Source organism: Micromonospora sp. MH33 (assembly GCF_003013775.1).
In the GTDB taxonomy this organism is placed as follows: Bacteria; Actinomycetota; Actinomycetes; order Mycobacteriales; family Micromonosporaceae; genus Micromonospora; species Micromonospora fulviviridis.
In genome coordinates, this window is sequence record NZ_MUYZ01000048.1 from 1 (window position 1) to 25,677 (window position 25,677).

Annotated in this window: 28 protein-coding genes, 1 tRNA gene and 1 riboswitch; of the genes, 14 read left to right on the forward strand and 15 right to left on the reverse strand. The window is 72.6% G+C overall.

Annotation, left to right across the window (positions count from 1 at the left end; all coding sequences use genetic code 11):
• Positions 1 to 171 precede the first annotated feature (171 nt).
• A complete protein-coding gene (locus B0E53_RS10745; protein WP_107075907.1) occupies positions 172 to 978 on the reverse strand; it encodes a DUF881 domain-containing protein in 807 nt (268 codons plus the stop codon).
• Between the two features lie 231 nt (positions 979 to 1,209).
• Between B0E53_RS10745 and B0E53_RS10750 the strand changes: the two genes are divergently transcribed.
• The 5 genes from B0E53_RS10750 (at position 1,210) to B0E53_RS10770 (ending at position 7,489) form a co-directional block, all read left to right on the forward strand.
• Positions 1,210 to 1,473 carry a cell division protein CrgA gene (locus tag B0E53_RS10750; protein ID WP_091316105.1) on the forward strand — a complete coding sequence of 88 codons (264 nt, stop codon included), beginning with the start codon at positions 1,210 to 1,212 and terminating at the stop codon, positions 1,471 to 1,473.
• A gap of 202 nt (positions 1,474 to 1,675) precedes the next feature.
• A complete protein-coding gene (locus B0E53_RS10755; protein WP_107075908.1) occupies positions 1,676 to 3,874 on the forward strand; it encodes a (Fe-S)-binding protein in 2,199 nt (732 codons plus the stop codon).
• Between the two features lie 129 nt (positions 3,875 to 4,003).
• Positions 4,004 to 5,311 (forward strand): hemolysin family protein, encoded by a 1,308-nt coding sequence (locus B0E53_RS10760; protein WP_107075936.1) that lies wholly within the window; start codon positions 4,004 to 4,006, stop codon positions 5,309 to 5,311.
• Positions 5,304 to 6,308 carry a hemolysin family protein gene (locus tag B0E53_RS10765; protein ID WP_107075909.1) on the forward strand — a complete coding sequence of 335 codons (1,005 nt, stop codon included), beginning with the start codon at positions 5,304 to 5,306 and terminating at the stop codon, positions 6,306 to 6,308. Before B0E53_RS10760 ends, B0E53_RS10765 begins: the two co-directional genes overlap by 8 nt.
• A gap of 164 nt (positions 6,309 to 6,472) precedes the next feature.
• On the forward strand, positions 6,473 to 7,489 hold the full coding sequence (locus B0E53_RS10770; protein ID WP_246835334.1) for a C40 family peptidase: 1,017 nt from the start codon (positions 6,473 to 6,475) through the stop codon (positions 7,487 to 7,489).
• Positions 7,490 to 7,553: 64 nt separating this feature from the next.
• On the opposite strand, the gene B0E53_RS10775 is transcribed toward B0E53_RS10770, so the two are convergent.
• Positions 7,554 to 9,584, reverse strand: a complete 2,031-nt coding sequence (locus B0E53_RS10775; RefSeq protein ID WP_107075910.1) for an N-acetylmuramoyl-L-alanine amidase — start codon at positions 9,582 to 9,584, stop codon at positions 7,554 to 7,556.
• Positions 9,585 to 9,808: 224 nt separating this feature from the next.
• Positions 9,809 to 9,946, forward strand: a riboswitch (cyclic di-AMP (ydaO/yuaA leader).
• 68 nt (positions 9,947 to 10,014) lie between these two features.
• On the opposite strand from B0E53_RS10775, the gene B0E53_RS10780 reads away from it, so the two are divergent.
• Entirely contained in the window at positions 10,015 to 10,995 is a 981-nt protein-coding gene (locus tag B0E53_RS10780) for a C40 family peptidase (RefSeq protein ID WP_246835335.1), read from the forward strand.
• 61 nt (positions 10,996 to 11,056) lie between these two features.
• On the opposite strand, the gene dcd is transcribed toward B0E53_RS10780, so the two are convergent.
• Positions 11,057 to 11,635 carry a dCTP deaminase gene (dcd, locus tag B0E53_RS10785; RefSeq protein WP_107075912.1) on the reverse strand — a complete coding sequence of 193 codons (579 nt, stop codon included), beginning with the start codon at positions 11,633 to 11,635 and terminating at the stop codon, positions 11,057 to 11,059.
• A 78-nt stretch (positions 11,636 to 11,713) separates the two neighbouring features.
• Here dcd and B0E53_RS10790 point away from each other — a divergent pair, with 78 nt between their 5' ends.
• Positions 11,714 to 12,259 (forward strand): pyridoxamine 5'-phosphate oxidase family protein, encoded by a 546-nt coding sequence (locus B0E53_RS10790; protein ID WP_107075913.1) that lies wholly within the window; start codon positions 11,714 to 11,716, stop codon positions 12,257 to 12,259.
• Between the two features lie 28 nt (positions 12,260 to 12,287).
• Here the strand turns inward: B0E53_RS10790 and B0E53_RS10795 are convergent, their stop codons facing one another.
• On the reverse strand, positions 12,288 to 13,271 hold the full coding sequence (locus B0E53_RS10795; protein ID WP_107075914.1) for a zinc metalloprotease: 984 nt from the start codon (positions 13,269 to 13,271) through the stop codon (positions 12,288 to 12,290).
• 241 nt (positions 13,272 to 13,512) lie between these two features.
• Here B0E53_RS10795 and B0E53_RS10800 point away from each other — a divergent pair.
• Together B0E53_RS10800 and B0E53_RS10805 are read left to right on the forward strand one after the other, a co-directional pair.
• Positions 13,513 to 13,586 (forward strand) — tRNA-Gly (locus B0E53_RS10800).
• A gap of 552 nt (positions 13,587 to 14,138) precedes the next feature.
• Entirely contained in the window at positions 14,139 to 14,531 is a 393-nt protein-coding gene (locus B0E53_RS10805; protein WP_107075915.1) for an SCO5389 family protein, read from the forward strand.
• 188 nt (positions 14,532 to 14,719) lie between these two features.
• Here the strand turns inward: B0E53_RS10805 and B0E53_RS10810 are convergent, their stop codons facing one another.
• The 5 genes from B0E53_RS10810 to B0E53_RS10830 all read right to left on the reverse strand — a co-directional run bounded on the left by B0E53_RS10810 (position 14,720) and on the right by B0E53_RS10830 (position 17,831).
• Positions 14,720 to 15,451: a DUF899 family protein gene (locus B0E53_RS10810; RefSeq protein WP_107075916.1), complete on the reverse strand. Its 732-nt coding sequence runs from the start codon at positions 15,449 to 15,451 to the stop codon at positions 14,720 to 14,722.
• Between the two features lie 83 nt (positions 15,452 to 15,534).
• Positions 15,535 to 16,026 (reverse strand): GNAT family N-acetyltransferase, encoded by a 492-nt coding sequence (locus tag B0E53_RS10815; protein WP_107075917.1) that lies wholly within the window; start codon positions 16,024 to 16,026, stop codon positions 15,535 to 15,537.
• Positions 16,026 to 17,024: an aldo/keto reductase gene (locus tag B0E53_RS10820; RefSeq protein WP_107075918.1), complete on the reverse strand. Its 999-nt coding sequence runs from the start codon at positions 17,022 to 17,024 to the stop codon at positions 16,026 to 16,028. Before B0E53_RS10820 ends, B0E53_RS10815 begins: the two co-directional genes overlap by 1 nt.
• Before the next feature lie 67 nt (positions 17,025 to 17,091).
• On the reverse strand, positions 17,092 to 17,478 hold the full coding sequence (locus tag B0E53_RS10825) for a VOC family protein (RefSeq protein ID WP_107075919.1): 387 nt from the start codon (positions 17,476 to 17,478) through the stop codon (positions 17,092 to 17,094).
• Positions 17,475 to 17,831, reverse strand: a complete 357-nt coding sequence (locus B0E53_RS10830) for a DUF1801 domain-containing protein (protein ID WP_107075920.1) — start codon at positions 17,829 to 17,831, stop codon at positions 17,475 to 17,477. Before B0E53_RS10830 ends, B0E53_RS10825 begins: the two co-directional genes overlap by 4 nt.
• Before the next feature lie 113 nt (positions 17,832 to 17,944).
• On the opposite strand from B0E53_RS10830, the gene B0E53_RS10835 reads away from it, so the two are divergent.
• Entirely contained in the window at positions 17,945 to 18,838 is an 894-nt protein-coding gene (locus tag B0E53_RS10835) for a LysR substrate-binding domain-containing protein (protein WP_107075921.1), read from the forward strand.
• A gap of 31 nt (positions 18,839 to 18,869) precedes the next feature.
• Positions 18,870 to 19,430, forward strand: coding sequence for an NUDIX domain-containing protein (locus B0E53_RS10840; RefSeq protein WP_107075922.1), 561 nt, complete (start codon positions 18,870 to 18,872; stop codon positions 19,428 to 19,430).
• On the opposite strand, the gene B0E53_RS10845 is transcribed toward B0E53_RS10840, so the two are convergent.
• The 3 genes from B0E53_RS10845 to B0E53_RS10855 form a co-directional block, all read right to left on the reverse strand.
• Positions 19,417 to 20,136, reverse strand: a complete 720-nt coding sequence (locus B0E53_RS10845; protein ID WP_107075923.1) for a hypothetical protein — start codon at positions 20,134 to 20,136, stop codon at positions 19,417 to 19,419. The genes B0E53_RS10840 and B0E53_RS10845 overlap by 14 nt on opposite strands.
• An 84-nt stretch (positions 20,137 to 20,220) precedes the next feature.
• Positions 20,221 to 20,490, reverse strand: a complete 270-nt coding sequence (locus B0E53_RS10850) for a hypothetical protein (protein WP_107075924.1) — start codon at positions 20,488 to 20,490, stop codon at positions 20,221 to 20,223.
• 38 nt (positions 20,491 to 20,528) lie between these two features.
• Entirely contained in the window at positions 20,529 to 20,849 is a 321-nt protein-coding gene (locus tag B0E53_RS10855) for a helix-turn-helix transcriptional regulator (protein WP_107075938.1), read from the reverse strand.
• 141 nt (positions 20,850 to 20,990) lie between these two features.
• On the opposite strand from B0E53_RS10855, the gene B0E53_RS10860 reads away from it, so the two are divergent.
• The gene (locus B0E53_RS10860) at positions 20,991 to 22,046 is read left to right on the forward strand and encodes a MerR family transcriptional regulator (RefSeq protein WP_107075925.1); all 1,056 of its coding nucleotides are present in this window, start codon (positions 20,991 to 20,993) and stop codon (positions 22,044 to 22,046) included.
• Positions 22,047 to 22,065: 19 nt separating this feature from the next.
• A complete protein-coding gene (locus B0E53_RS10865; RefSeq protein ID WP_107075926.1) occupies positions 22,066 to 22,974 on the forward strand; it encodes an LLM class flavin-dependent oxidoreductase in 909 nt (302 codons plus the stop codon).
• A 3-nt stretch (positions 22,975 to 22,977) separates the two neighbouring features.
• Here B0E53_RS10865 and B0E53_RS10870 read toward each other — a convergent pair whose 3' ends face one another.
• Complete coding sequence (locus tag B0E53_RS10870) at positions 22,978 to 23,412, reverse strand: ASCH domain-containing protein (RefSeq protein WP_107075927.1); 435 nt, start codon at positions 23,410 to 23,412, stop codon at positions 22,978 to 22,980.
• An 87-nt stretch (positions 23,413 to 23,499) separates the two neighbouring features.
• Here B0E53_RS10870 and B0E53_RS10875 point away from each other — a divergent pair, with 87 nt between their 5' ends.
• The gene (locus B0E53_RS10875) at positions 23,500 to 24,012 is read left to right on the forward strand and encodes an alpha/beta hydrolase (protein WP_107075928.1); all 513 of its coding nucleotides are present in this window, start codon (positions 23,500 to 23,502) and stop codon (positions 24,010 to 24,012) included.
• Here B0E53_RS10875 and B0E53_RS10880 read toward each other — a convergent pair.
• Both B0E53_RS10880 and B0E53_RS10885 read right to left on the reverse strand, forming a co-directional pair.
• Positions 24,005 to 25,024 (reverse strand): questin oxidase family protein, encoded by a 1,020-nt coding sequence (locus B0E53_RS10880; RefSeq protein ID WP_107075929.1) that lies wholly within the window; start codon positions 25,022 to 25,024, stop codon positions 24,005 to 24,007. The genes B0E53_RS10875 and B0E53_RS10880 overlap by 8 nt on opposite strands.
• 40 nt (positions 25,025 to 25,064) lie before the next feature.
• The gene (locus tag B0E53_RS10885; protein WP_210406020.1) at positions 25,065 to 25,613 is read right to left on the reverse strand and encodes a phosphoribosyltransferase; all 549 of its coding nucleotides are present in this window, start codon (positions 25,611 to 25,613) and stop codon (positions 25,065 to 25,067) included.
• Positions 25,614 to 25,677 lie beyond the last annotated feature (64 nt).

The window sequence follows — 25,677 nt, forward strand, 5'->3', positions numbered from 1 at the left end:
CGGCCGGCCGGCCGGCGGTGGTCGGTGGAGGCGCGGTCCGGTCCGGCCAGGGCAGGTCGAGCGGGGGGCGGGGCGGCGCGGGCGCCGGTCGGTCGACCTTCGGGAGGAACGCCGTCGGGTCCTCGCTCGGGTCGCGGTGTCGCCCGTCCCGCTCCCGGGGGTCGTCCGGTGTCACCGGGGCACCTTCGCCGACTGCAGTGCGGTCGAGTCCTCGAACGCCGGCACGGTGACCGTGGAGATGTTCTCGGAGTAGCCGAGCTGGTAGTGGTCGACGGCTTCCCTGAACAACCGGACTCCCTCAGACGCGGCGAGTTCCCGCTGGAACGCGGCGGGGTCGCCGATTGCCACGATCTTGAAAGGAGGGGAGTACACCCGGCCGTGCAGCAGCAGGGTGTTTCCGACGCAGCGTACCGCGCTGGTGCTGAGCACGCGCACGTTCATGATTGACATGGCCTCGGCGCCGCCCGCCCAGAGCGCGTTCACGACCGCTTGGACGTCACCCTGGTGGACGACCAGGTCGTCGTTGCTGGCACCTTTGGGCAGGCTCTGGTCGGCCCGCCGGGGCGCGTCGTTGAGTTCGATGGTGATGCCGCTGCCGGTGAGCGCGGTGAACCCGGCTGCCTGCCGGGTGGCGGCGGCCCGGTCCCGCTGTGCCTTGATCGGGCCGTCGGCGCCGGCCAGCTCGCCGGTCTGCTCCTCGACCTCGGCGCGCAGCCGGGCGGCCTTCGCCTCGCTGGCCGCGACCTGCTCGCGCCGGTCCTCGATCAACTGGGTGAGCTGGGGACGCCGGTCCTCGCGCAGCGAGGTGCCGCCGGCGGTGGTCGCGGTGGTGGTGAACAGGAGCCCGGCCGCGGCGGCGATCAGGGGCACGCCGATCGACCAGCCCGGGCGGCGCTGCCGCGGCCGGCGGGGCAGCAGGCCGACCACCGCGCGCCGGAGGACCTTCTGCCAGGAGGCGGCGCCGGACGTGTACTCCACCGGGCGTTCCCCTTCCCGTCGTCTCGTTCCGGCCCGCGAGGGCGCGGACCGGTCCGCTCGACCCGAAAAGTCCCGCCCTTTTCGGTCACTCCATGCACCGGCCTGACCCCATTCGTGGCCTGGACGGTCCGTCGGGACTACGCTAGCTGTCGAACATTATTGGCCATGGACCGTCGCCCCCGCGCCCGGTTGTCAGGCCGGACGAGGTCGTACCCCCCTCTGGAGAGCGTCGTGCCCAAGTCTCAGGTCCGCAAGAAGAAGGTGTACACCCCGCCGACGGACGTGCGTCCGACGGCGACGGCGGCGACGCGCAAGCCTAGCCCGGTCTGGCTGCCGATCACCGCGGTCGCGCTGATCGTGGTGGGCATCGGCTGGCTGGTCGTCTACTACCTCTCCGAGCAGGCGTACCCCGTCGCGTCGTGGGGCTACTGGAACCTCGCGGTGGGTTTCGGCGCGATGGTCTCCTCGCTGATCCTGCTCTCCCGCTGGCGCTGACCGCGGTCGCCTCGCACTGACCGGTTCCGTCGCCGCGACCCGGGCGTACGTCACGCCGGGACGCCCCTGACCGGCGCCCGGCGCCCGCTGCACCTAAGGTGTCGGCAGGGCGGCGTGGCCGGATGCGAGATAACTCACGTTACTGCTGGGTAACCTCGCGCGTAGGCTGCACTGACAAGCAGCAGACCGGGAGGCCAACTCGATGGGCAGCGTCCAGATCGTCACCACGATCCTCGCGGCCGCCATCACCGCCGTGGCGGTGTGGCTTGCGGTGCGCGCGGTCATGAAGATGACGGCCGTCATCCGGCTCGGGCAGCCCGCCCCGGAGCGCTTCGGCGACAAGGGCGCCCGCACCAGGAAGATGCTGGTGGAGACCGCCGGCCACACCCGCATGCTGAAGTGGAGCGTGGTCGGGGCGGCCCACTGGTTCGTGATGGTCGGCTTCATCGTGCTGTCACTGCTGGTGCTCGAGGCGTACTTCGAGGTGGTCACCCCCGGCGGCGGGCTGCCGGTCGTCGGGCACTGGACGATCTTCGGCCTGGCCACCGAGTGGATCGGGATCCTGGGCCTGATCGGCATCGGGGTGCTGATGGCGATCCGGCTGCGCAACCGGCCCAACCGGCCGGGCAACCGCTCCCGGTTCACCGGCTCGACGATGTGGCAGGGCTACTTCGTCGAGTGGGTCGTGCTGCTGGTCCTGATCTTCGGCTTCGTGATCCGCGGCTTCAAGGTCGCCACCGACCACTTCGAGTACCCGGTCTGGGCCACCCCGCTCAGCCACGCGGTCGGCGCCGCGCTCCCGGCCTGGACGGCCGGCGTCAGCGTCGCCGCCCTCATCAAGATCGTCATCTCGATGACCTGGCTCATCGTGATCTCGCTGAACGTCACGATGGGTGTCGCCTGGCACCGGTTCCTGGCGTTCCCCAACATCTTCTTCAAGCGCGAGCCCGAGAAGGCCGCCGGCTCCGGCCTCGGCGCGCTGCGGCCGATGATGAGCGACGGCAAGCCGCTCGACTTCGAGGAGGCCGACCCGGAGAAGGACCAGTTCGGTGTCGCCCAGGTCGAGCAGTTCACCTGGAAGGGCCTGCTGGACTTCAGCACCTGCACCGAGTGCGGCCGCTGCCAGTCGCAGTGCCCGGCCTGGAACACCGGCAAGCCGCTCTCGCCGAAGCTGCTCGTACTGAGCCTGCGCGACCACGCGTACGCCAAGGCGCCGTACCTGCTCGCCGGCGGCGGCAAGGACCTGACGGGCGAGGAGAAGGCGACCGCCGCCCAGCTCGCCCACGTCGACGTGCTCGCCCTCGCGGAGGCCGAGAAGCCGCTGATCGGGACCGCCGAGGAGGGCGGGGTCATCGACCCGGACGTGCTCTGGTCCTGCACCACCTGCGGCGCCTGCGTCGAGCAGTGCCCGGTGGACATCGAGCACGTCGACCACATCGTCGACATGCGCCGCTACCAGGTGCTGATCGAGTCGAGCTTCCCGTCCGAGGCCGGCGTCATGCTCCGCAACCTGGAGAACAAGGGCAACCCGTGGGGCGCCCCGCAGAACACCCGCGAGGACTGGACCAAGGGCCTCGGCTTCGAGGTGCCGCGGGTCGGCGAGGTCGACGACTTCGAGTACCTGTTCTGGGTCGGTTGCGCCGGCGCGTTCGAGGACCGGGCCAAGAAGACCACCCGTGCGGTGGCCACGCTGCTCAACGAGGCCGGCGTCTCCTTCGCCATCCTCGGTGAGGGCGAGACCTGCTCGGGCGACCCCGCCCGCCGGATCGGCAACGAGTTCGTCTTCCAGATGCTCGCCCAGCAGAACGTCGAGACCCTGAACGAGGCGTTCGAGGGCCGGGAGAAGAGCAAGCGGAAGATCGTCGCCACCTGCCCGCACTGCTTCAACACGCTGGGCAACGAGTACGGCCAGCTCGGCGGCGAGTTCGAGGTGGTCCACCACACCCAACTGCTGGCCCACCTGGTGGCCGCCGGCAAGCTCACCCCGGTGCAGCCGGTCGACGGCGGCGTGACCTACCACGACCCCTGCTACCTGGGCCGGCACAACCGGGTCTTCGCCGCCCCGCGCGAGGTGCTCGGCGACTCCATCCAGGGCGAGCTGACCGAGATGCCGCGCAACAGCGAGCGCTCCTTCTGCTGCGGCGCAGGCGGCGCCCGGATGTGGATGGAGGAGAAGATCGGCAAGCGGATCAACGTGGACCGGGTCGAGGAGGCCATGGCCACCGGGGCGAAGACCATCGCGGTCGGCTGCCCGTTCTGCTCGACGATGCTCAACGACGGGGTCAACGGCAAGGGCGCCGGCGAGCAGGTCGAGGTCGTCGACGTGGCCAGCGTGCTGCTCCGCTCGGTCAAGCCGGATGCCCCGGCGAGCGAGAAGGAGACCGAGCCGGTCGCCGGCTGAGGCGTACCCCGGCGACGAGCCGAGACCACGACGGCGGCGGCACCCACCCGGGTGCCGCCGCCGGGTTTTTTCCGGGTGCCGGCCCGTGGAACAATCGCGCTCATCGACGGCCTGCTGGTTACCACGCTGTTGCCCCTGGTCGGCTTCGTGCTGCTGACCGCCGGCAACGCGTTCTTCGTCGCGGCCGAGTTCGCCCTGGTCACCGTCGACCGCGCCGAGATCGACCGGCGGGCCGGCGAGGGCGACAGCGGTGCCGTCGCGGTACGCCGGGCGCTGCGCGAACTCTCCTTCCAGCTCTCCGGCGCCCAGCTAGGCATCACCATCACCGCGCTGCTCACCGGCTACCTGGCCGAACCGGCGCTGTCCCGGCTCTTTGCCCCGCTGCTGCGCCAGGTCGGCGGGGCCGAACGGTTCACCGGGCTGCTCGCCCTGGCGCTGGCCACCCTGATCTCGATGCTCTTCGGCGAGCTGGTGCCGAAGAACCTGGCGCTGGCCCGGCCGATGCCCACCGCGCTCGGCACCGCCGGGCCGATGCGGACCTTCTCCCGCACCTTCGGGTGGCTGATCCGGCTGCTCAACGACTCGGCGAACCGGCTGGTCCGGCGGCTCGGCGTGGAGCCGCAGGAGGAGCTGGCCAGCGCCCGGTCCCCGGAGGAGCTGGGGCTGCTGGCGGCCATCTCGGCCCGGGCCGGGGCGCTGCCGCCGGACACCGCCATGCTGCTGCGCCGCACCATCCGGTTCGGCGACAAGCGGGCCGCCGAGGCCATGACCCCCCGGGTCGACGTGATCGCGCTGCGCGCCACCGCGACCGTCGCCGAGCTGCTGGACCTGTCCCGGCAGACCGGCCGGACCCGGTTCCCGGTCTACGAGGAGACGCTGGACCTGGTCACCGGGGTGGCCGGGGTGCCGGACGCGCTCGGCGTGCCGCTGGCCCGCCGGGCCGCCACCACGGTCGCCGCGGTCGCCCGCGAACCGGTGTACGTCCCGGAGAGCCTCGACCTCGACGGCGTGCTGGCCGCGCTCAAGGACGCCGGCGCCGACCTGGCCATCGTGGTCGACGAGTACGGCGGCACGGACGGTGTGGTGACCGTGGAGGACCTGGTCGAGGAGCTGGTCGGGGAGATCGCCGACGAGTTCGACCCGGCCGCGGTGGACGACCTCGGCCCGGTCGAGCTGACGGTGCCGGGCGGCGAGCGGACCGTGCTGGTGGACGGCGTGCTCCGCGAGGACGAGTTGGTCGAGCAGACCGGTTTCCGGCTGCCCGAGGGGCCGTACGAGACCCTCGCCGGCTTCCTGATGGCCCGGCTCGGGCACATCCCCGTGCCCGGCGAGACGGTCGAGGACAGCGGGTACGAGTTCACCGTCGTGGAGGTCGACCGGCACCGGATCGAGCAGGTCCGGGTGGTCCGCCCGGAGGAGCCCGACGACGGTGAGTGAGCTGCTGATCGCCCTGGTACTGCTGCTCGGCAACGCCTTCTTCGTGGGCAGCGAGTTCGCTCTGATCGCCTCCCGCCGGACGGTGCTGGAGCCGCTGGCGGCGACCTCGAAGCGGGCCCGGTGGGCGCTGTCGGCGATGAACCAGATCCCGTTGATGATCGCCGGGGCGCAGCTCGGCATCACGGTCTGCTCGCTCGGCCTCGGTGCGATCGCCGAGCCGGCGCTGGCCCACCTGCTGGAGGCCCCGTTCGAGGCGCTCGGCCTGCCCGCGTCGGCCGTGCATCCGGTGGCCTTCGTGATCGCCCTCGGCGTGGTGGTCTTCCTGCACACCGTGGTCGGCGAGATGGTGCCGAAGAACATCACCCTGGCCGGCCCGGAGCCGTCGGCGCTCTGGCTCGGCCCGGCCATGCTCGCCTTCTGCCTGGCCACCAAGCCGCTGCTGCTGGCCATGAAGTGGTCGGCCCGGCAGGTGCTGCGGCTGTGGCGGGTCGAGGCGACCGACGCCGTGAAGACCGTGTTCACGGCCGAGGAGCTGGCCGGCCTGGTCTCGCAGGCGCGTACCGAGGGGTTGCTGGACGCCGAGGAGCACGCCCGGATCACCGGCGCGCTGGCCCTGCACAGCCGGACCGCGGCCGACGCCCTGCAACCCTGGTCGACGGTGACGACGGTGGCCGAGGACGTCTCACCGGCGTCGCTGGAGGTGCTGGCGACCCGTACCGGCCGGTCCCGCTTTCCGGTGGTGCAGCGGTCCACCCGCCGGGTGCTCGGCTTCGTGCACGTGAAGGACGTGCTCGGCTACGCGGGCGCCGGTCGCCGGGCGCCGGTGCCCGCCGAGGTCTACCGGCCGCTGGCCGTGGTGCCGCCCGACCGTACGCTGGCCGATCTGCTGCTCTCCATGCGGCGCGAACGCCGGCACATGGTGCTGGTGAGTGACGGTCGCCGGCCCCTGGGTGTGGTGACCCTCGACGACGTATTGACGGCAATCGTCGGCAAGTGAACGAACACCCTTGGTACGCAAGCGGTTGCGCACACGTGATTGAACCAATGGTCGCCTTGATTCCACCCCGGTGCCTTCCCTAATGTGGGGCACCGACCGCTGTGGGTCGTCTGCCTCGATCTTCCCTCTCGCGAGGCGCCCGGCGGTCGGTTGCAAAGGAGTCCGTGCCGGTGGCAACCATGCCCCCTCATCGTCACGCCCCGAGCCAGCCGCCCGGCCGACCGGCCGGGTTCAACCGGGTGGTACGCCGTCTCCTCACCGTGGTCGCCGCCGTCGCGGTCGGCGCCGGGCTGCTGGCGGCCCCGGCGCACGCGGCGCCGTCGGTGGACGAGATCGACGCCCAGATCGACAAGCAGTGGGAGCAGTTGGAGCCCACCATCGAGCAGTACAACAAGGTGCGCGCCCAGCTCAAGGTCAACAAGAAGAAGTCGGCCGACCTCGAGAAGAAGATGGTGCCGCTCGAACTGGAGTCGGCGCTGGCGATGAACAAGGTCGGCGACATCGCCGCCCGCTACTACATCCAGGGCCCGTCCCAGGATCTCGGCGCGCTGCTGGTCAACACCAAGCCCGGCACGCTCGCCGAGCAGTTGGTCATCCTCGACCGGCTCGCCGACGACCAGCGCCGGCAGATCGCCGGCGTGCTCGCCGTCCGGGACAAGTACAACAAGCAGAAGCAGAAGCTGGACGCGCTGATCGCCACCGAGATCAAGCAGAGCAACGAGCTCGCGGCGAAGAAGAAGCAGATCGACTCCGAGATCAAGCGGCTGACCGCGATGCTGCCGGTGACCTCGATCCGCCCGGAGGGCTGCCCGGCCATCGACGGGGTGGTGAGCAGCGCCGCGCGGACCGCGATCAAGACCGCGTGCCTCCAGGTCGGTGACCCGTACGTCTGGGGCGCCACCGGCCCGAACTCGTTCGACTGCTCCGGCCTCACCCAGTACGCCTACAAGGCGGCGGGCATCTCGCTCACCCACTTCACCGGCGCGCAGTGGAACGAGGGCCAGAAGATCGCGTCGAGCGACGCCCGACCGGGCGACCTGGTCTTCTTCTACAGCGACCTGCACCATGTCGGGCTCTATCTCGGCAACGGGTTGATGGTGCACGCGCCCCGGACCGGCAAACCGGTCCAGGTCGCCAAGGTGGCCTACATGCCGGTCGCCGGCTACCGCAGGCCGTACTGACCCGTCCCGAGCAGCACGAAGGCCCCCGGTCCACGTGGACCGGGGGCCTTCGTCGTCAGGTCGGTCAGGCGGGTCCGCCGACCGAGGCGGGCTGGATCTGGACGTCGTCGAGGTTCACGAACATCACGCGGTGGCCGAACTGGATCTGCACGTACCGGTTCTCGCCGCGGATCACCGTCCAGTCACCCGGCGCGGAGCCGTCGAAGGTGACCGCCCGGTAGTACTCGCCCGGCAGGACCCCGCCGACCGCGTACCGCTGGCCCGCGGAGAGGGAGTACTGCAGCGGGGAGATGGTCTGGTACGGCACCCCGGCCGGGTAGGCCGCCCGCTCGGGGTAGGCGCGCCCGTACACCGGGATGGTGGTCTTCCCGGGCTTGGGCGTCACCACGAAGCCGTTCGCCCACTTGGCCGTCGGCGCGGAGGCCGGGTTGTAGAACCAGGCCTTCTGGTTGAGGTACCAGATCGCGGTCCAGTCGCCCTGGATGTCCGCGAGGGCGTACGTCTGGCCGGCCGAGGCGCGGGCGCCGTGGTCGGAGATGTACATGGTGTCCGGCGTGCCGTTGGGCCGCAGGCCGAGGTCGTTGACCAGCGGGGCGGTCGCGCTCGGCGCCGTCCGCAGGATGACCGCCGAGGAGCCGCGCAGCGGGCACGGCGCCGCCGGCGGGGTGGGCTTCGGCACGCCCGGCGGCTGCTGGTTGCAGCCGGTGAAGGCCGGCTGGTTGCTGGCGAAGTCCGGGTCGATGGTGACCAGGCCGGTGTGCGGCGTGCCGGTGGAGTGGAACGGCGCCTTCATGAGGTCGAAGTAGTGCGACCAGTCCCAGTACGGGCCCGGGTCCCAGTGCATGCCGGCCACGGTGCCGGCGGTGGTGCCCGGGACGTTGTCGTGGCCGATGATGTGCTGCCGGTCCAGCGGGATCTGGAAGCGCAGGGCCAGGTGGCGGACCAGCTTGGCGGAGGCCCGGTACATCGCCTCGGTGTACCAGGTGCCGTGCCCGGCGAAGCCCTCGTGCTCCAGGCCGATGGACTTGGCGTTGACGTACCAGTTGCCGGCGTGCCAGCCGACGTCCTTGGCCTTGATGTGCTGGGCGACGTAGCCGTCCACCGACCGCAGCGTGTAGTGCCAGCCCAGGTAGGTCGGGTCCTTCACCAGGTTCACGCTCGGGCCGAAGTAGCCCTCGGTGTCGTGGATGACGATGTACTCGATCTTCTGCTGGGCCGGCCGGTTGCCGAGGTCGTGGTTGCCGTAGTCGCCCGGGTCCGCGCTGAGCTGCTTGTAGGGGGCGGGAATCCACTCACAGGCCAGCCGGACCGGGCACTCCAGGCCGTCCGGCCGCTCGGCCCGGCGCAGCCCCAGCTTGTGCAGCCCGGACTGGTCCGGCGTCACCGTGGTGGCGGTCAGGGTCACCCGCTGGCCGTCGTCGGTGGTCCGGGCCGCGCCGAGGCCCAACTGGTCGTAGACCTCGTCGGCGAAGGCCGCCGCCGCGTCCTCGGTGTCCGCGCCGGAGTAGCGGGCCACCGCGCCGTACCAGGCCGCCGGGTCGGTGCCGGCACCGACCGGCGCACCCAACTGCTTCTGGTACGAGGCGAGCAGCGCCGCCCCGCCCCGGATGTTCGCGGCCGCGTCGGTGCGCAGGGTCTCCTCGCCGAGGCCGGTGAGCGCCGCGGCGGCGTCGAGCGTCTGCAGGGACGCCTGCGGCAGCATGTCCTCGGCCGGTGCGGCCGCGATGGCCGGGTCGAGGGTGAGCGGGCGCGAGTCGTCGCCCCGCGGGTCCTCGTCCTCGTCCACGTGGCCGCTGGCCGGGGTCGAGAGGACGTGCTGGGCGTCGGTGAGGTGCATCGGGCCGTAGCCGCCGCTGGTGCTCGGCTGGCCCGGGTGGGTGTCCCACCGCGACTCCAGGTACGAGACGCCGAGCAGGACGCTCTGCGGCACGCCGTACTCCGCCGCGGCGGCGGCGTACTGGTCCTGGCGGTCGGTGGCGGTTTGGGTGGTGCTCGGTTCCGCGGCCACCGGTCCGGTTGCCACGAGCGCGGTGGCCGCCGCGACGGCGGCTGCCAGCAGTATCCGTCTGCCCGACGGCGGGGGTGAGAGGTGCATCGAACCTCCAGACAGGGATGGGGGTCACTGCGTCCTCACCCTCGCCCCACGCACCCTCCGGGTCAATACCTTTCCAGGAAGTAATCTGGGGTGAAGGAATCCTTCATTCGGCTGGTGTAGGTCGTACGGAGTGTCACGGCGGCTCGGGTTGCGGATCGGTAACGGCCATCTCTACTCTGGTCAATCGTCGGCCGCCAGTTTCACCGTCCAACCCGGGTGGTGACGGTCCGACACCGCCGAGTCGCCTCCGGGCGAGCCGGGGACCCAGGTACCTGGGGTGAATCCGCAGCCACTGCGGTAGGGCGGCTCCCTTCCCGCCCGAACCCGTCAGCTAACTCGGTAGGCGGGCACGAAGAAGGAGTACGGAAGCCCGGTGGCACACCATGCCCCGCGGCCACCGTCGGGCCGGTCGGTCGACCGGTCGACGGCTGTGCCGCGTTCCCGCTGGTCCCGTTTCACCACCGCCCTCGCCGCCCTGGCCGGCACCGCCGTCGTCCTGACCGGCGGCGCCACGGCGGCCCATGCCGAACCGTCGGTCACCGAGATCGAGCGCCAGATCGACCAGGACTGGAACAAGCTCGAACCGATCATCGAACAGGTCAACGCCACCCGCGAGCAGCTCGCCGCCAAGCGGAAGCAGGCCGCCGCGCTCGCCAAGCAGATCGCCCCGCTCGAGGCCCGGGTGGACGCCGCCCTCGGTCAGGTGGGCGGGCTCGCCGCCGACGCCTACAAGGGCGACAACAATCTCTCCACCGTCAACGCGCTGCTGGGCAGCCGGTCGCCGAGCGAGCTGGTGGACGGCCTCGCACTGCTCGACCGCTTCGCGAACCGCCAGCAGGAGCAGGTGCGGACCGTCGCCGAGCTGCGCGACCAGCTGGCCGCCAAGAAGCAGCCGCTGGACGAGATGATCAGCGACCTGGCCCGTACCGAGGCCCAGCTCGCGGCGAAGAAGAAGCAGATCGACGCCGAGATCGTCAAGCTCCAGAAGCTTCGGCTAAAGGTCTACGGCAACGGTGGCGGCGGTCCGCTGCGCCCCGCGCCTTGTCCCGCCGGCTACCCCGGTGGTCCGGCCGGCGTCGCGGTCAAGTTCGCCTGCGCCCAGATCGGCAAGATCTATGTCTGGGGCGCCGCCGGCCCCGACCACTTCGACTGCTCCGGGCTCACCATGGCGGCCTGGGCCAAGGCCGGCGTCTCGCTGCCGCACAACGCCCGGCAGCAGCACGACGTCACCAGGCGGGTGAGCCGGAGCGAGCTGCGCGCCGGTGACCTCGTCTTCTACTACAGCGACCTGCACCACGTCGGCATGTACGTCGGTGACGGCTGGGTGGTGCACGCCTCCCAGTCCGGCAAGCCGATCACGATGAAGCGCGTCGACGACGGCCAGATCAACAGCTACGGCCGCCCGGGCTGACCGGCCCGCAGGGGCTCCCGTGTCGCGGGGGCCCCTGCGCCGTTCCGGCGTGCCCGGTCGGTCAGCGGGTCGGCCAGGTGCGCCAGCTCTGCCAGGACCGGCTCGGGGTCGGCCCGCGCTGCCCCTGATAGCGCGACCCGTAGACCGCCGAGCCGTACGGGTGCTCGGCCGGCGAGGAGAGCCGGAAGATGCAGAGCTGGCCGATCTTCATGCCCGGCCAGAGCGTGATCGGCAGGTTCGCCACGTTGGACAGCTCCAGCGTGACGTGGCCGGAGAAGCCCGGGTCGATGAAGCCGGCCGTGGAGTGGGTGAGCAGGCCGAGCCGGCCCAGGCTGGACTTGCCCTCCAGGCGCCCGGCGAGCTGGTCGCCCAGCGAGATCACCTCCAGCGTGGAGGCGAGCACGAACTCGCCCGGATGCAGCACGAACGGCTGGCCCTCGGGCACCTCCACCATCGAGGTGAGATCGTCCTGCTGCACGGCCGGGTCGATGTGCGTGTAGAGATGGTTGTTGAAGACCCGGAACAGCCGGTCCAGGCGTACGTCGATGCTGGACGGTTGCACCAGCGTGGGCTCGAAGGGCTCCAGCGCGAGCGTGCCCGCCTTGATCTCGGAGACCAGGTCGCGGTCGGAGAGCAGCATCGGAATACCATAGCGACCGGTACGGGTGACCTGCGTGTCGGACTACATCTTCGTACACCTGTTCGATAGAATGTCCGCATGGCTTCCTGGTCCGAATTCGCCGCCGACGAGCCCCGACTCGCCGACGAGATCCGCCTCTTGTTGCAGCAGTACGGGCCGGGTTTCGGCTACCTCGCCACGGTCCGCGCCGACGGCGGCCCGCGGGTGCACCCGGTCTCCCCGGTCATCACCGACGACGGGCTCTGGTGCTTCGTCATCGACTCGCCCAAGCGCCGCGACCTCGAACGCGACGGCCGCTTCGCACTGCACTCCTTCCCGCCGGAGGAGAGCGACGACGAGGCCTACGTGGCCGGCCGCGCCCGCCCCGTGACCGACCCGGCGACGGTGGCCCGGGTGGCCCGGATCGGCCGGGCCGCGCCGCAGGGCGACTGGCGGCTGTTCGAGTTCACCGTCGACGTGGCGATGCTGACCCGGCGCGACCAGGTGGCGCACCCCGGCGGCGGCCGGCCGGAGGTGCGGGTCTGGCTCGACCCGGGGGCGGCCGCCCTGGCCGGGCGGGACCCGCTCGCCCCGGAAGGCCGGCGCGGCCGGCACGGCTTCGACACCCGCCGCCCGGCGGCCTGAGCCCGCACCGGCGTGTCGTGCTGGACGGTCAGGCCGCGCGGTACGCGTTCCACGCGGTCAGCATGCGGCTCGCCTGACCAGGGGTGAACTGGTACATGCACGAGTCGTAGGTGTAGTCCATGAAGTTCGTGATCGGGTCCAGGCCCGCGGTGGTGCAGGTGTCCCGGCCGGTCGGGCACTCGAAGGCCGGCGAGGCCTCGGCGGGGGTGTCGGAGACGCTGTCGCCCGAGCCGGAGCAGCCACCCTGGAAGGTGTGGTAGAGGTTCAGCCAGTGGCCGATCTCGTGGGTGCCGGTGTCGCCCTGGTTGTAGTTGGTCGCGGTGCCGCCCGGCAGCGACTCGCTCAGCGCGACCACGCCGTCCATGCTGTTCAGCTTGCGCTGCGGGAAGGTGGCCCAGCCGAGCAGGCCGTCGCTCAGCTCGCCCAGGTAGATGTTGAGGGTGTTCTTGCCGCCCTCGCGCAGCGACGTCTTCATCGAGCGCTCGGCCGAGGAACCCTGCACGATCGGGTACCAGGCGGCGTTGGTGACGTGGTGCACCTTGGTCAGCTGGAAGCTGAAGGCGGTCGCGGCACCACCGGTCGCACCGCTGTACGCCTTGTTCAGCACGTCGATCTGCTGGGTCACCATCGAGTCCGGGATGTTGCCGCCGGCCCGGGTGCTGTCCCGCTGGATGACGTGGACGACGACGGGGATGGTCACCGTGGCCAGCGGGGTGGCCCCGGCGCCGGCGCGGAAGTTGGCCCGCTCACGCAGCGCCGCGGCCAGGTCGGCGTCGCGCTCACGGACCTGCTTGGCGGTCAGCTCGTTCGGGTCCAGCTTGGCCGTGCCGCCCTTCTTGACCCGGGCGTCCGAGTGGACGTCGGCAGGTCCGACGCAGGACGCGTCGGGGGCGGCCGAGAAGGCCGAAGCAGCGGGGACGACGCCCACGGCGGCGGTGCTGAGCAGCAGCGCGAGGGTCGTCGACGCGACGCCGGCGGTACGCCGGGTCAGCAAGTTGGGACGCAGTCCCATGGGCCCACCTCTTTCGAACGGCATGGCAGGGGGTATGTCACGCCGGGTCGGAAACGTGTGGGAGACGTTACATCTGATCGAAGGATTTGAGAACGGCCATATGTTGCCGTGGTGAAACTTTCCGCTGCCGATCGGCGCTCCGCCGTGACAAGATCGTTTCGGTCCGGTTGCGACGCCCGCTCCGGCCGCGGGGGTACCTGGGTGCAGGGAGGCGGTGGCCTCAGGTACAGTGGTGCCGCCTGCGGGTGTAGTTCAATGGCAGAACATCAGCTTCCCAAGCTGACAGTGCGGGTTCGATTCCCGTCACCCGCTCCACGCGTGAAAGCCCTGGTCAGGACGTGAGTCCCGACCAGGGCTTTCGCGTTGTCAGGGGGAGCCGAAAGAGGCCGTGGGCCATTAGCGGGCCATTAGGGCCTGTGTCGCGGGAGCGCCGAGCGCATGGTCGACCGGTTCGACGCTGACCCCGCCGGGGGATTTCAGGTAGGGGTCAAGGTTCGGGGCACCGGAGTTGACCGTGGCAGGGTTGGCCGGCAGCCGGCCGGGCCGCGCGGCCACGAGCCCGCGCGGCGTGGGCCGGCCGCGTGGACGAGTTGGCGGCGGTCGCGGGGTTGCGGTTAGGGCGCCTCCGGCGGGGGCGCTCCGGCTCCAGGATGGCCGGGGCTCCGCTGGCGGGTCACGGTCCGACTAGGGGGCGGGTGCGATGGCAGACGGGATGGCGATGAGCCTCCTTGTGGTCGAATCCCCGCCGCCGGGTGTGGGTGGATCAGATCGCAACACGCCCACGGCTTCCTTGGCAGCTTAATGAAAATGGGTTCCAATTGCGCTAGTCGCCGGTTCTGAGGGAGTCGGCTGAGAAGGAGGTTGGAGATGTCGCTCGATGTGCCTGTCGCGCTGTTGGAGCGCGCCGAGCGTGGGTCGGTCACCGACGAAGAGTTCGTGGTCTGTGTGCGTGAGTCGCTTCCCTACGCCTGGCAGGTGGTATCCAAGGTCAGCGCCGACCTGGCTGCCGGGGATGGCGATTTTGCCGAACATGCCGTGCCGCCGCCCAGCGACGCCGAACGCGGACAGCTGTTGCGTGCCCTGGCCAGCGATGCGATCCGGGGCGGTCTGGAACGACACTTCGGGGTGCGCTTGGCATTCCAGAACTGCCACCGGGTGGCGGCCTTCGCGCTGACGGCGGTGTCGTCCCCGGCGTACCGAGAGTTCGTCTCGCCCGCTGGGCAGTTGCGTAACCAGTCACCGGAGCTGCGCAACTGCTAGGCGGCTGGCGGCCGGGCGGGCAGAATTCAGCCCGGCCCGGCCGCCAGGCTGTGGCGACAGGACGGGCCACCGCGAATTCATCAGCGGCCTCCGTCAGCAATAGGTCAGGGAGACGCGTGACCGCGACCGCCTCGCCGGTAACCGGGCCTGGCCAGGACGCGAGTCGCCGGTAGCCGCCGAGGCCGCGATCACTTCCCGCAGCAGGACTCCCCGGTCGCCGTCGTGACACCCGGGCGGCTCCACTGCGCGATCGGGCGGCCGTCGAGACGCCACTGGTGCCCGCTGACCGTCGGCCACCCCTCCGGTGAGTCCTCCCAGTTCTCCTGCCGGCCGTACACGGTGAGGTCGAGGGCGTGGTAGCTGGTCGTCAACGCCTCGACGCCGCGCCCGGTGGTCCAGTAGGTCTCGTAGATCCGGTCGTCGTCGTCGCGCAGGTAGCAGGCGATGAACCCGAAGCCACGGCCGTCGACCAGCGCCGGGTCGGAGTCCCGCGCCGAGTACCAGGGGAACCGGTAGCCCATGAACTCCGCGAACGGGGCGCTGTCGGCGTAGGAGCCCTGGCAGAACACGGCGTAGGTGACGTCCCGGGCGTGCAGGTAGTCCAGCATTCCCATGTGGCAGGTCGCGAAGGTGCACCCCTCGCACTGGTCTTCGTACGGCTTGCCGTCGTGCCACATGTGGAAGTAGGCCATCAGCATCCGGCGGCCCTCGAAGACCTCCAGCAGCGGCGTCTCCCCGCCGGGGCCCTGCACGGTGACGGGCGGCACCGGTGTCATGGGCAGCCGGCGCCGGGCGGCCGCGATGGCGTCGCCCTCGCGTGTGTGCGCCTTCTCCCGGGCCAGCAGGTGGTCCCGTTCGCGCAGCCACGTCTCCCGGTCGACGATCGGCGGCAGGGCGGTGCGGTAGGTGGAAGTTGACATCGGGTGCGGTCTCCTTCGGGGCGTCCGAGTCGGTCACCGGGATGGACCTGCCGGGCCGGCGATTCTCATCGGTCACCCGGGAGTCAGGAGTGCGCAGTGAGGTCCAGGACGTGCCGCAGGCAGGGCTGGCCGGCGATCAGCACCTCCTCGACCGGCACGAACCCGGTCCGCCGGAGCACCGCCAGGGACGCCGGGTTCGCCAGCGCGGCCGACGCGACCAGGCGGCGCAGCCCGTACTCGTCACGGGCCAGCGCGCAGACCCGGCGGACGCCCTCGCGGGCCAGGCCGCGTCCGGTGGCCCGCTCGGCCACCCGGTAGCCCAGCTCGGCGCTGCCGTCGGCCACGTCGACCAGGTTGAACCGGCCCAGCACCGTGCCGTCCTCGTCGACCAGGACGTGGAAGTGGCACCGGCCGGCGTCCTGCTCCGTCAGCAGGTCCGCCAGCCGGTCGGCGAACTCGTCGAAGTAGTCGTCGCCCCGGTCCGACACGAACCGGGCGAAGTACGCCCGGTTCACCCGCTCGAAGCGGAGCAGCGCCGGAGCATGACGGGTGGCGAGCCGTTCGAGTTCGGGCATCAGGCGACGGTAGCAACGCGGAGGTCGGCGAGCAGATCCTCGACGGCGGCGAACTCGTCGGGCCGCAGCGGGCCGTGGGCGAGCGCGCCGGCGTTCTGCTCGACCTGGGCGACGGTGCGGAACCCCGGGATCGGGACGGTGGCCGCGCTGCGGGCCCAGAGCCAGGCCAGCGCGCCCTGGGTGGGCGTACGGCCGCCGGTGGCGAACACCTCCCGCAGGGCCTCCACCCGGGCCAGCCACTCGGGCGCCCCGGCGCCGTCGCGGAAGTAGGTCATCCAGTCGTAGCTCTGCGACCGCACGTCGTCCCGGGCGACGGTGCGACCGTCGGCGTACTTGCCGCTGAGCAGGCCCATGGCGAGCGGACCCCGGTTGATGCTGGCCAGCCCGGCCCGCTCGCACAGCTCGATCATCGCGGGCCGGTCGGCCAGCACCGACATGTCGTGCTGCACGGCTTTGCAGTGCGGGCCCGCGGCGGCGAAGGCCGCCGCACGTTCCGGGTCGTCGGTGCTCCAGCCGTACGCCCGGATCTTGCCGGCGGCGACCAGCTCTTCGAGCGGCTCGATCAGGTCCAGGGCCTCCGCGACCGGCAGGTCGCCGAGGTGCAGCTGGTAGAGGTCGACGTGGTCGGTCCCCAGCCGCCGCAGCGAGCCGTCCAGGCAGCTGCGCAGGTACGCGGCGCTGCTGTCCGTGCCGAGCGCCTCCCGGGTCCGCTCGTCGAAGGTGAACCCCCACTTCGTGGCGATAACCACCCGGTCCCGGTCGGCGCCGAGCGCCCGGCCGAGGACCACCTCGCTGTGCCCGGCGCCGTAGCTGCTCGCCGTGTCGAAGAAGGTGACGCCGAGTTCGAGGGCCCGGTGGACGGCCCGGGTCGACTCGGCGTCATCGACCCGGCCCCACCCGTACTGGTTGGCGCCACCGGCGTACGGGCCGCCGATCGCCCAGCAGCCCATGCCCAGCGCGCTGACCTCGATCCCGCTCCGTCCCAACGTGCGCTTCATGATCCGCTCCCCGTTCCGCGTCGTGGTTCTGGCGGTTGCCACTCTCCGGCTTCGAGTGGGCTGGAAGTCAAGACCCGGGGTACCAGCGCAGCTCGACGGTGTTGCCGTCCGGGTCGCGTACGTAGATCGAGGTGGCCGTGCCCCGCGCCCCGAAGCGCGGCACCGGCCCGGTCAGCACGGTGAACACCCCGGACTCCACCACCTCGGCCCAGTCGAGCGGCTCGACCACCAGGCAGAAGTGGTCCACGTTCGACCCGTCCGGCTCGCCGCGGACCAGGTCGATGATGGTGTCGGCGTTGACGCGTACCGAGGGGAAGGGCACCTCGCCGGCGCGCCAGCGGTCGACGCGTACCGGTGGCAGGCCGAGGGTGCCGCAGTAGAACTCCAGGGACCGTTCGACGTCGGTGACGGCGAGGACCAGGTGGTCGAAGCCGGTCACCCGCACGGCGCTCACCGGGTCTCCAGCGCGTACGCGTCGCGCAGCCAGCCGGTGAACAGCTCCGGGTCGATCTCGGCGACGGTCCGCAGCTTGACGGAGGCCATCCGGCGCGCGCCCGGGACGAGCCGCCCGGAGTCGTCCGCGACGTCCTGCCCCCGCCACAGCCCGAAGGTGACGTACGCCGGGTATGCCTTGACCAGGCAGACCGGGGTCTTGCCGGGCCGGTCGCCGAGCCCCCAGACCGGGTGGCCGTGCCACATCGCGCCGGCGGCCTCCGGCAGCGCGGCCTCGATGACGGAACGCAGCTTCTCGCCGGTCTCGCGCAACGGCGCGTCGAGGCCGGTCAGATAGGTGGTGACGGGATCCATGTGGTCCTCCAGAGTGCGGCGGGAACACCGTCAACACTCGTCGGCGGCGCCGTCCGGACCAAGACGCGATCGGGCTACGATCGTTGACCACGATTCAACGGTGGGGGTCGGCGGTGCTGGAGCGGTACGAGATCGAGACGTTCCTGACCCTCGCCGAGGAGCTGCACTTCGGGCGGACCGCCGAGCGGCTGCGGGTGACCACCGGGCGGATCAGCCACGTGGTGCGGAAGCTGGAACGCCGGATCGGCGCGCCGCTCTTCGAGCGGACCAGCCGGGTGGTCCGGCTCACCCCGATCGGCGCCCGCCTCGCCGAGGAGCTGCGTCCGCTGGTGGCCGGCATCGAGGACGCCGTCCAGCGCGCCGTCGACGCCGGGCGCGGGCTCGCCGGCGAGCTGCGGGTGGCGTACGTCGGTGAGTCGACCGCCTCGGTGCTGCTCCGGGCCGTCGCGCTGTTCACCGAGCGCCACCCGGACTGCGTGGTGCACGTCCACGAGGCCCCGCTCGCCACCACCCGGTCGAGCCTGCGGGACGGCTCGATCGACGTGCTGATCGCCTCGTTTCCCTTCGACGGCATGGCGAGCGGCCCGGCGCTGCTGCACGAGCGCCGGGTGCTCGCGGTGGCGGCGGACCATCCGCTGGCGGGTGCGGAGTCGGTGTCGCTGGAGGTGCTGGCCGACCACCCGGTGGTGCAGTACCCGGCGGTGACCTCGGCCGCGTTCAAGCGGGACCGCACCCCGGACCGGACCCCGTCGGGGCGGCCGGTGCCGCAGGGCCCCGCCGGCACCACGTTCTCGGAGATGCTCGCCCTGGTCGCGATGGGGCGCGGGGTGCTGCCGGTGGGCGAGCAGGCCCGGCACTACCACGCCCGCCCCGACCTGGCGTACGTGCCGATCCGCGACGCGCCGCCGATCCGTCGCGGTCCGGTCTGGCTGGCCAGCAACACCACCACCCGGGTACGCGAGTTCGTCCGCGCCGCGGTCGACGCCAACCCCGCCCCGGCGCCCTGACGCTGTTGGACCCGGCTGGCAGCATGACGGCGTGCGGGACGAGATCCGGGCGCTGGTCGAGGCGCTCACGCCGGGCGACGAGCTGGAGGCGCGGCATCGGGCGACGGCACTGGCCTGGCTGGCCGGGACGGCGGACATCTTCCGTCGGGTGAAGCCGCGCACGCCCTCACCGCACCTGGTGGCCTACTTCCTGCTCCGCGACGAGACGGACGGCGCGGTGCTGCTGGTCGACCACCGGAAGGCCGGAATGTGGCTGCCCAGCGGCGGTCACGTCGAGCCGGGCGAGCACCCCGCGCAGACCGTACGCCGGGAGATGGTGGAGGAGTTGGGCGTGCCGGCCGTCTTCGCGCCGGCCCTCGGCGAGCGCCCGGCCTTCCTCACGGTGACCGGGACCGTCGGCCCGCCGGCGGAACGGCACACCGATGTCAGCCTCTGGTACGTGCTGACCGGCTGCCGGGACCAGAAGCTGATTCCCGACCCGGCGGAGTTCCGGGCGGTCCGCTGGTGGACGCCCGCGGAGGTGGCCGAGGGCCGGCCCGGCACGGTCGAGCCGCACCTCAGCCGGATGCTGGCGAAGCTCAGCCGAGGCTGACGGTCAGGGGACTCGGGTCCCGGCGGGGCGTGAGCGCGGTGACCAGCAGGACCAGCGCGGCGGCCAGGCCGACCAGGAAGAACAGCGAGAGGGTCGGCTGACCGAGCCACTCCCAGAGCGGGTGCCAGCTGGGGTGCGGCTCGTCGAGGTGGTGCCGGGCCAGCGACGCGGTGGACAGCGGCACCGGCGCCCACCAGAGGAACAGGGTCACCCCCAGCAGCAGGGGCGCCCGCCGCCGGCCCTCGGTACGCCGGCTCGCCCAGGCGAAGACCAGCCAGGCCAGCGCGCCGCCGACGAGCCCGGCCAGCACGGCGGCGGGCAGCACGGCCGGCGGCGCGGCCCGCTGCAGTTCCACCACGAGGTACGAGCCGAAGGTCCGGGGATCGTCGAAGGTGGCCCGGAGCACCGTGTCCCCCCGGCGGGCCACCAGGACGGTCTCGACCGGCTGGGTCGCCGGGTCGCAGCGGGGACCGGCGCAGGTCTGGAGGACCTCGGAGGTCGGCTCGTACACCTGCCAGCCGGCATCCCGGAGCCGCCGGCCGGCGGTCGCCAGCGTCGCCTCCTGGGACGTCGGCATGGGGCCGACCGCGGAGCCTCCGGCGCCCCCCTCCTGGTACTCGCCGCCGTCGCCGAGCAGCAGATCGCGCAGGGACGCCCGGAACAGCGGCTGGCCGTAGATGACGAACAGCGCGCGGGGGGTCGACACGTCCTCGCCCAGCCGGTGGCCGGGGAACGCCTCGGCGAAGACCGCGGCGAACTCGGCCCGGTCCGGCTGCGGCCGGGAGGTCTCTCAGGCGACCCGGCTGGCCAGCGCGGCGGTGAACAGCCCGCAGACCAGTGCGGTGAGGACCGCCCAGACACCGACCGTGCGGCTGGCCGGCCGGCCCAGGCGGCAGCGCAGGCCACCCCGGACCAGGTCGACCGCCTCGCGCCGGGTGGGCCGGGTCCGCCCGGCGGGCGCGCCGTCCAGCAGCAGGCCGAGGATCTCCTCGCCGCGCTCCCTCCGGTAGGCGCGGGGATAGGCGAGCAGCAACCGTCGGTAGTGGCGGGTGAGCGACATGGTCTCCCCTGCGGTCGGAAGGCGTGGCGGAACGCGGGTCAGGCGGTGCGGGGGTGCAGGGCGCGCAGGCGGGTCTCGGCGGCGGTGGCGAGCTGGCGCAGCCGGGTGGTCTCGGCCCGGAGCGCGTCGAGGCCACCGGGGGTGAGCCGGTAGTAGCGACGCAGCCGGCCGTCGACCACCTCCTCCCGGTCGCGCTCGACGAGGCCCTGCGCGGTGAGCCGGTCCAGCGCGGTGTAGAGGGTGCCGGGCAGCAGGCTGACGCGCGCGGCGGAGAGCGCGGCGACCTCCTGGATGATCCCGTAGCCGTGCCGGGGGCCGCCGGCGAGCGCGGTGAGGATCAGGAACGTGGGCTCCCGCATCTGGGTCACGTCGGCAACATATATAAGTGATCGATACATCGTCAACGCCTTGACCCTGCCCCTGCGGCAAGGCCCAGCGTGGTCCGTGCCGGTCGCCGCGACCGGCACGAGGAACACGACCGGCGCGAGGAGGATGGGCGCGTGGAGCTGCTGACCATCGGGGCGTTCGCCCGCGCGGCGCGCCTGACGCCCAAGGCGCTGCGGCTCTACGGCGAGCTGGGGCTGCTGCCACCCGCCGCCGTCGACCCGCGCTCGGGCTACCGGTACTACGCGCCGGCCCAGCTCGACCGGGCCCGGCTGATCGCCGCGCTGCGCCGGGCCGGCATGCCGCTGGCCGAGATCCAGGCCGTCTGCGGCCTTCCGCCGGACGCCGCCGCCGAGGCGGTCGACGCCTGGTGGCGGCAGGTCAGCGCCGACACGGCCGCCCGCGGACGCGCCGTCGCGCTCCTCGTCGACCAGCTCACCGAGAGGGGCACCATCATGTCCGACACCACCTTCCGGTACGCCGTCCGCTGCGAGACCGGCACCGTCCGGGACTCCAACGAGGACACCGCGTACGCCAGCGCGACGCTGCTCGCCGTGGCGGACGGCATGCGGGGCCCGGGCGGCGCCGCCGCCAGCACCGCCGCCGTGGACGCGCTGCGGCCGCTGGAGCCGGCCGACGCGCCGGCCGGTGAACTGCTCGCCGCGCTGGCCGCCGCGGTGGGTGCCGCCGACCGGGCGGTACGCGCGCACGCCACCGGCGACCACCAGCCGGTCACCACACTCACCGCCCTCCTGCGGTGCGGCAGCCGGCTGGCCCTCGTGCACGTCGGGGACACCCGGGCGTACCTGCTGCGCGGCGGCGAGCTGTCCCGGCTCACCCAGGACCACACGTACGTCCAGTCGCTGGTCGACCAGGGAAAGCTCACTCCGGCCGAGGCCGGGGCGCACCCGCAGCGGGCCCTCCTGGCCCGGGCGCTCGGGGCCGGCGCCGAGGTCGAGGCCGACCTGGCGCTGCGCACGGCCCTGGCCGGCGACCGCTACCTGCTCTGCTCCGACGGGCTCGCCGCGGTGGTCGACCCCGAGGCGCTGCACGCCACGCTCGCCGGGGCCGACGACCCGGAGACCGCCGTCGAGCGCCTGGTCGACCTCGCGTACGCGGCCGGCGCGCCCGACAACGTCGCCTGCGTGGTCGCCGACCTGGTGGCGGCGTAGTCCCCCGACCCGGGTCGGCATGTCCGACCCGGGTCGTACCCTGGCGATCATGCGGATTGGCATCGTGATCCTGCCCGACCAGCGCTGGTCGGACTCCCGGCGGCGCTGGCAGCAGGCGGACGAATGGGGCTTCGACCACGCCTGGACCTACGACCACCTGGGGTGGCGGGACCTGATCGACGGCCCCTGGTTCGACTCGATGACCACACTCACCGCCGCCGCGACGGTGACCTCCCGGATCCGCCTCGGGACCCTGGTCGCCTCGCCCAACTTCCGGCACCCGGCGGCGTTCGCCCGGCAGGTGACCGCGCTGGACGACGTCTCCGGGGGCCGGGTGCTGCTCGGCCTCGGCGCGGGCGGCATCGGCTTCGACTCCGCGGTCCTCGGCGGGGAGACCCTGCCGCCCCGTCAGCGGGTCGACCGGTTCGCCGAGTTCACCGAGCTGCTCGACCTGATCCTGCGGGAGGACGGCACGACCTGGCGCGGCGAGTGGTTCGCCGCGGTCGGCGCGCGGAACAATCCCGGCTGCGTCCAGCAGCCCCGGGTGCCGTTCGTGGTCGCCGCGAACGGGCCCCGCTCGATGCGGCTGGTCGCCCGCTTCGGGCAGGGTTGGGTGACCACCGGGCTGGGCGGCGACGACCTGGAGAGCTGGTGGTCGACCGTTGCGGAGCTGTCCGCCCGGCTGGACGGGACGCTGGAGCAGGCCGGGCGCGACCCGGCCACCCTGGACCGCTACCTGTCGCTGGACTCGGCGCCGGTCTTCTCGCTGCGCAGCGCGGGCTTCTTCGCCGAACAGGTCGCCCGGGCCGCGCGGCTGGGCTTCACCGACGTGGTGACCCACTGGCCCCGGGCCAGCAGTTGGTACGCGGGCGACGAGGCGGTGCTGGTGGAGGCGGCGGGGCTGCTGCCGGAGCTGCGCCGGGCGTGACCGTCAGGTGCCCAGGTCGCCGGTGCTGATCCCGCCGTCCCCGGCGGAGACCAGCCGGAACCGGATGCAGACCACCTGGCTGTCGTCGTCGACGGGGAAGCCGACCCCGGCCCAGTAGCGGCGGTGCCCCTCGCGCCACTCCTCGATGGACCGGTCCCCCTCCCCTTCGGAGCGGGCGAAGTCCCAGGTCACGTCGGCGAAGCGGACCACCTCGACATCGGTGACCTCGACGACGCCGATCAGCTTGTCGTCGTCGTCGACCAGGACCAGCCGCTCGCCGGCGTGTTCCAGCTCCTCGTTCTCGGCGGCGTACTCGTCGGTCAGCAGGCCGGCGGTGGCGGTCTTCACGCCGGACAGCACGAGGGTGTTGAGGGTGGTGCGCAGCTCGCCGGGCGTGCCGAGGGCGAGGGTGCGGAGTCCACCGATGCGGGGCCACATCCTGCCGAGGCTAACCGCCGGCCGCCGGCCCGTCGCGGGATTTCGTCCGCCCCCACGGGACGCCCCGGCGGGACTAGCGTGGGCGGCATGGCGGATCGACGGGCGGTGCTGGTGCCGGGGCAGGGCTATGACACCCGAGCCCCCCTCTTCGCTTACCTGGGGGAGGCACTGCGCCGGCTCGGGTTCGACGTGCACGAGATCGTCTGGCGGACGCCCGCAGGTTTCCGTCTCGACCAGGCTCCGGAGTGGGTGGCCGAGCAGGTCACCCCCGTGCTTGACGGCGTCGACCTGCTGGTCGGCAAGTCGCTGGGCACCTTCGCCACTCCGCTCGCCGCGGCCCGGGGCCTGCCCGCGGTCTGGTTGACCCCGCTGCTCGACAACCCGGACGTGGTGGAAGGGCTCGGCCGGGCGACCGCGCCGCGCCTGCTGATCGGCGGCACCGCCGACCCGTCCTGGCAGGGCGACACTGCCCGCCGGCTCAGCCCGCACGTGCTGGAGGTGCCGGATGCCGACCACTCGATGCTGGTGCCCGGCCCGCTGGCGCGTTCCGCCGAGGCGCTGGGCCGGGTCTGCACCGCCGTCGAGGACTTCGTCAGATGAGCTGACCGGCATAGCCGGCGGCGGCCAGCACCCGGGCGTCGCCGGTCGCCGCGTGCGCCTCCAGCACGGCGTCGGCCAGCTTCACCACGTGCGCGTCGCCGTGCCGGGCCGCCCGCGCGAACACCTCCGCCGGCCCGCCGACGGTGACCGCCGGTGCGGGGGCCGGCGTGGGTGGGGCGTACACCGAGGTCACGGCGGCCGTGGCCGACCAGGCCGCGGCGACGCTCGGCGCCCAGAGTGCCGGATCCAGGGCCGGCAGGGTACGCAGTACCGCGGTCGGCGCGGTCACCGCGTGCACCAGCATCACCGGGTTGCCGTGCCCGAACCGGAGGTAGTCCAGCCCGGCCCGTTGCACCAGCTCGGTGAGGGTCCGCTCGGCCCCGGCCGGGTCGGCCGGCGGGCGCAGCGCCGCCACCGCGGCGGGCCATTCCGGTACGTCGGGCAGCCGGCCCAGCCGGTCCCGGATTCCGCCGGTCTGCGCCGGGATCCGGGGCACCCCCGCGAGCGCGGTCGGCACGTCGGACCGCCCGGTGAGCGGGCCGGCGCCGGGCACCGGCTGCCAGCGTGCGGCCCAGTAGCCGAGCGCCTGGCCCAGCTCGGCCAGCCGCTGCGGGTTCTCCCCGTCGGTGCGCAGCACCCGCACGGCGTGCCCGACCCGGATCACCCCGTGCGTGGCGCCGGCCGCGATGCCCGGCAGCAGCCGTGGCCACCATTCGCCGAGCACCTCGCGCCAGGGGCGGTCGCGCAGCTCGCGGTCGAAGTGGGCGAGCCAGTCGCCGGCCCGTTTCGGGTCGCCCAGCGCGGCCCGCCAGTCGTCGACCGGTCGCAGGCCGCGGGGCAGCTCGTCCAGCCGGCGCAGGTAGTCGTCCAGCCAGCGGTGCACCCGGGTGCCGTGGCCGTGGCGGACCAGCGCCTCGACCGCCATCGGTCCGTGGTTGGAGAGCCAGCCCTCGAACTCGGGGCCGGTCCGGTGCAGCCGTTGGTACGCCTCGTCGAGAATGCCGTCGTCCATGCGCCGATCCTCGGAGCTGAAGCTCCCTTGAGGTCAACCCTCAGGGCAACTGCTCCCCGGTGAGCAGGGCGCGCAGCCGGAGCCGCTCGGTGACCGGCGCCGGACAGGTCGCCACGAGCGCGGCCGTCCCCACGAACTCGGCGCCGCTGTCGCAGACCAGGCGGTGCAGCGCGTCGAGCTGCGCCCCGGTGGCCACCCAGTCGTCGGTCAGCAGCACCCGGTCGCCTGGCCCCAGCCGGCGGGCGTCCACGCCGATCCGGAGCTGCCGGCCCCGGTAGTCCGGGGGTGCCTCGGCCCAGCGCATCGGCCCGACCCGGCGCCGCTCCCCGCCGTCCTTGTACGCCGGCAGGAACCCGGCGCCGGCGGCCACCGCGACCAGCGGGCCGAGCAGCAGCCCGGTCACCTCGGGGGCGATCACCACGGTCGGCCGGGCGGCCGGGAAGAGGCCGGCCAGGGCGGGTCCGACCCCGGCCAGCACCTCGGGATCCCGCCACCAGCCCGAGAGGTCGCTGACCAGATGGCTGCTCGTCGGGTCGGGGTCGACCCAGCGGAACAGCTCGGTCAGGCGGCGGCTCAGCACGCCCTTCATCCTGCGGCACCGGCACCAGGCGAGGCCGCACTGCCCTCGGCCAGCGTTGATTCCTCCGTTTGGT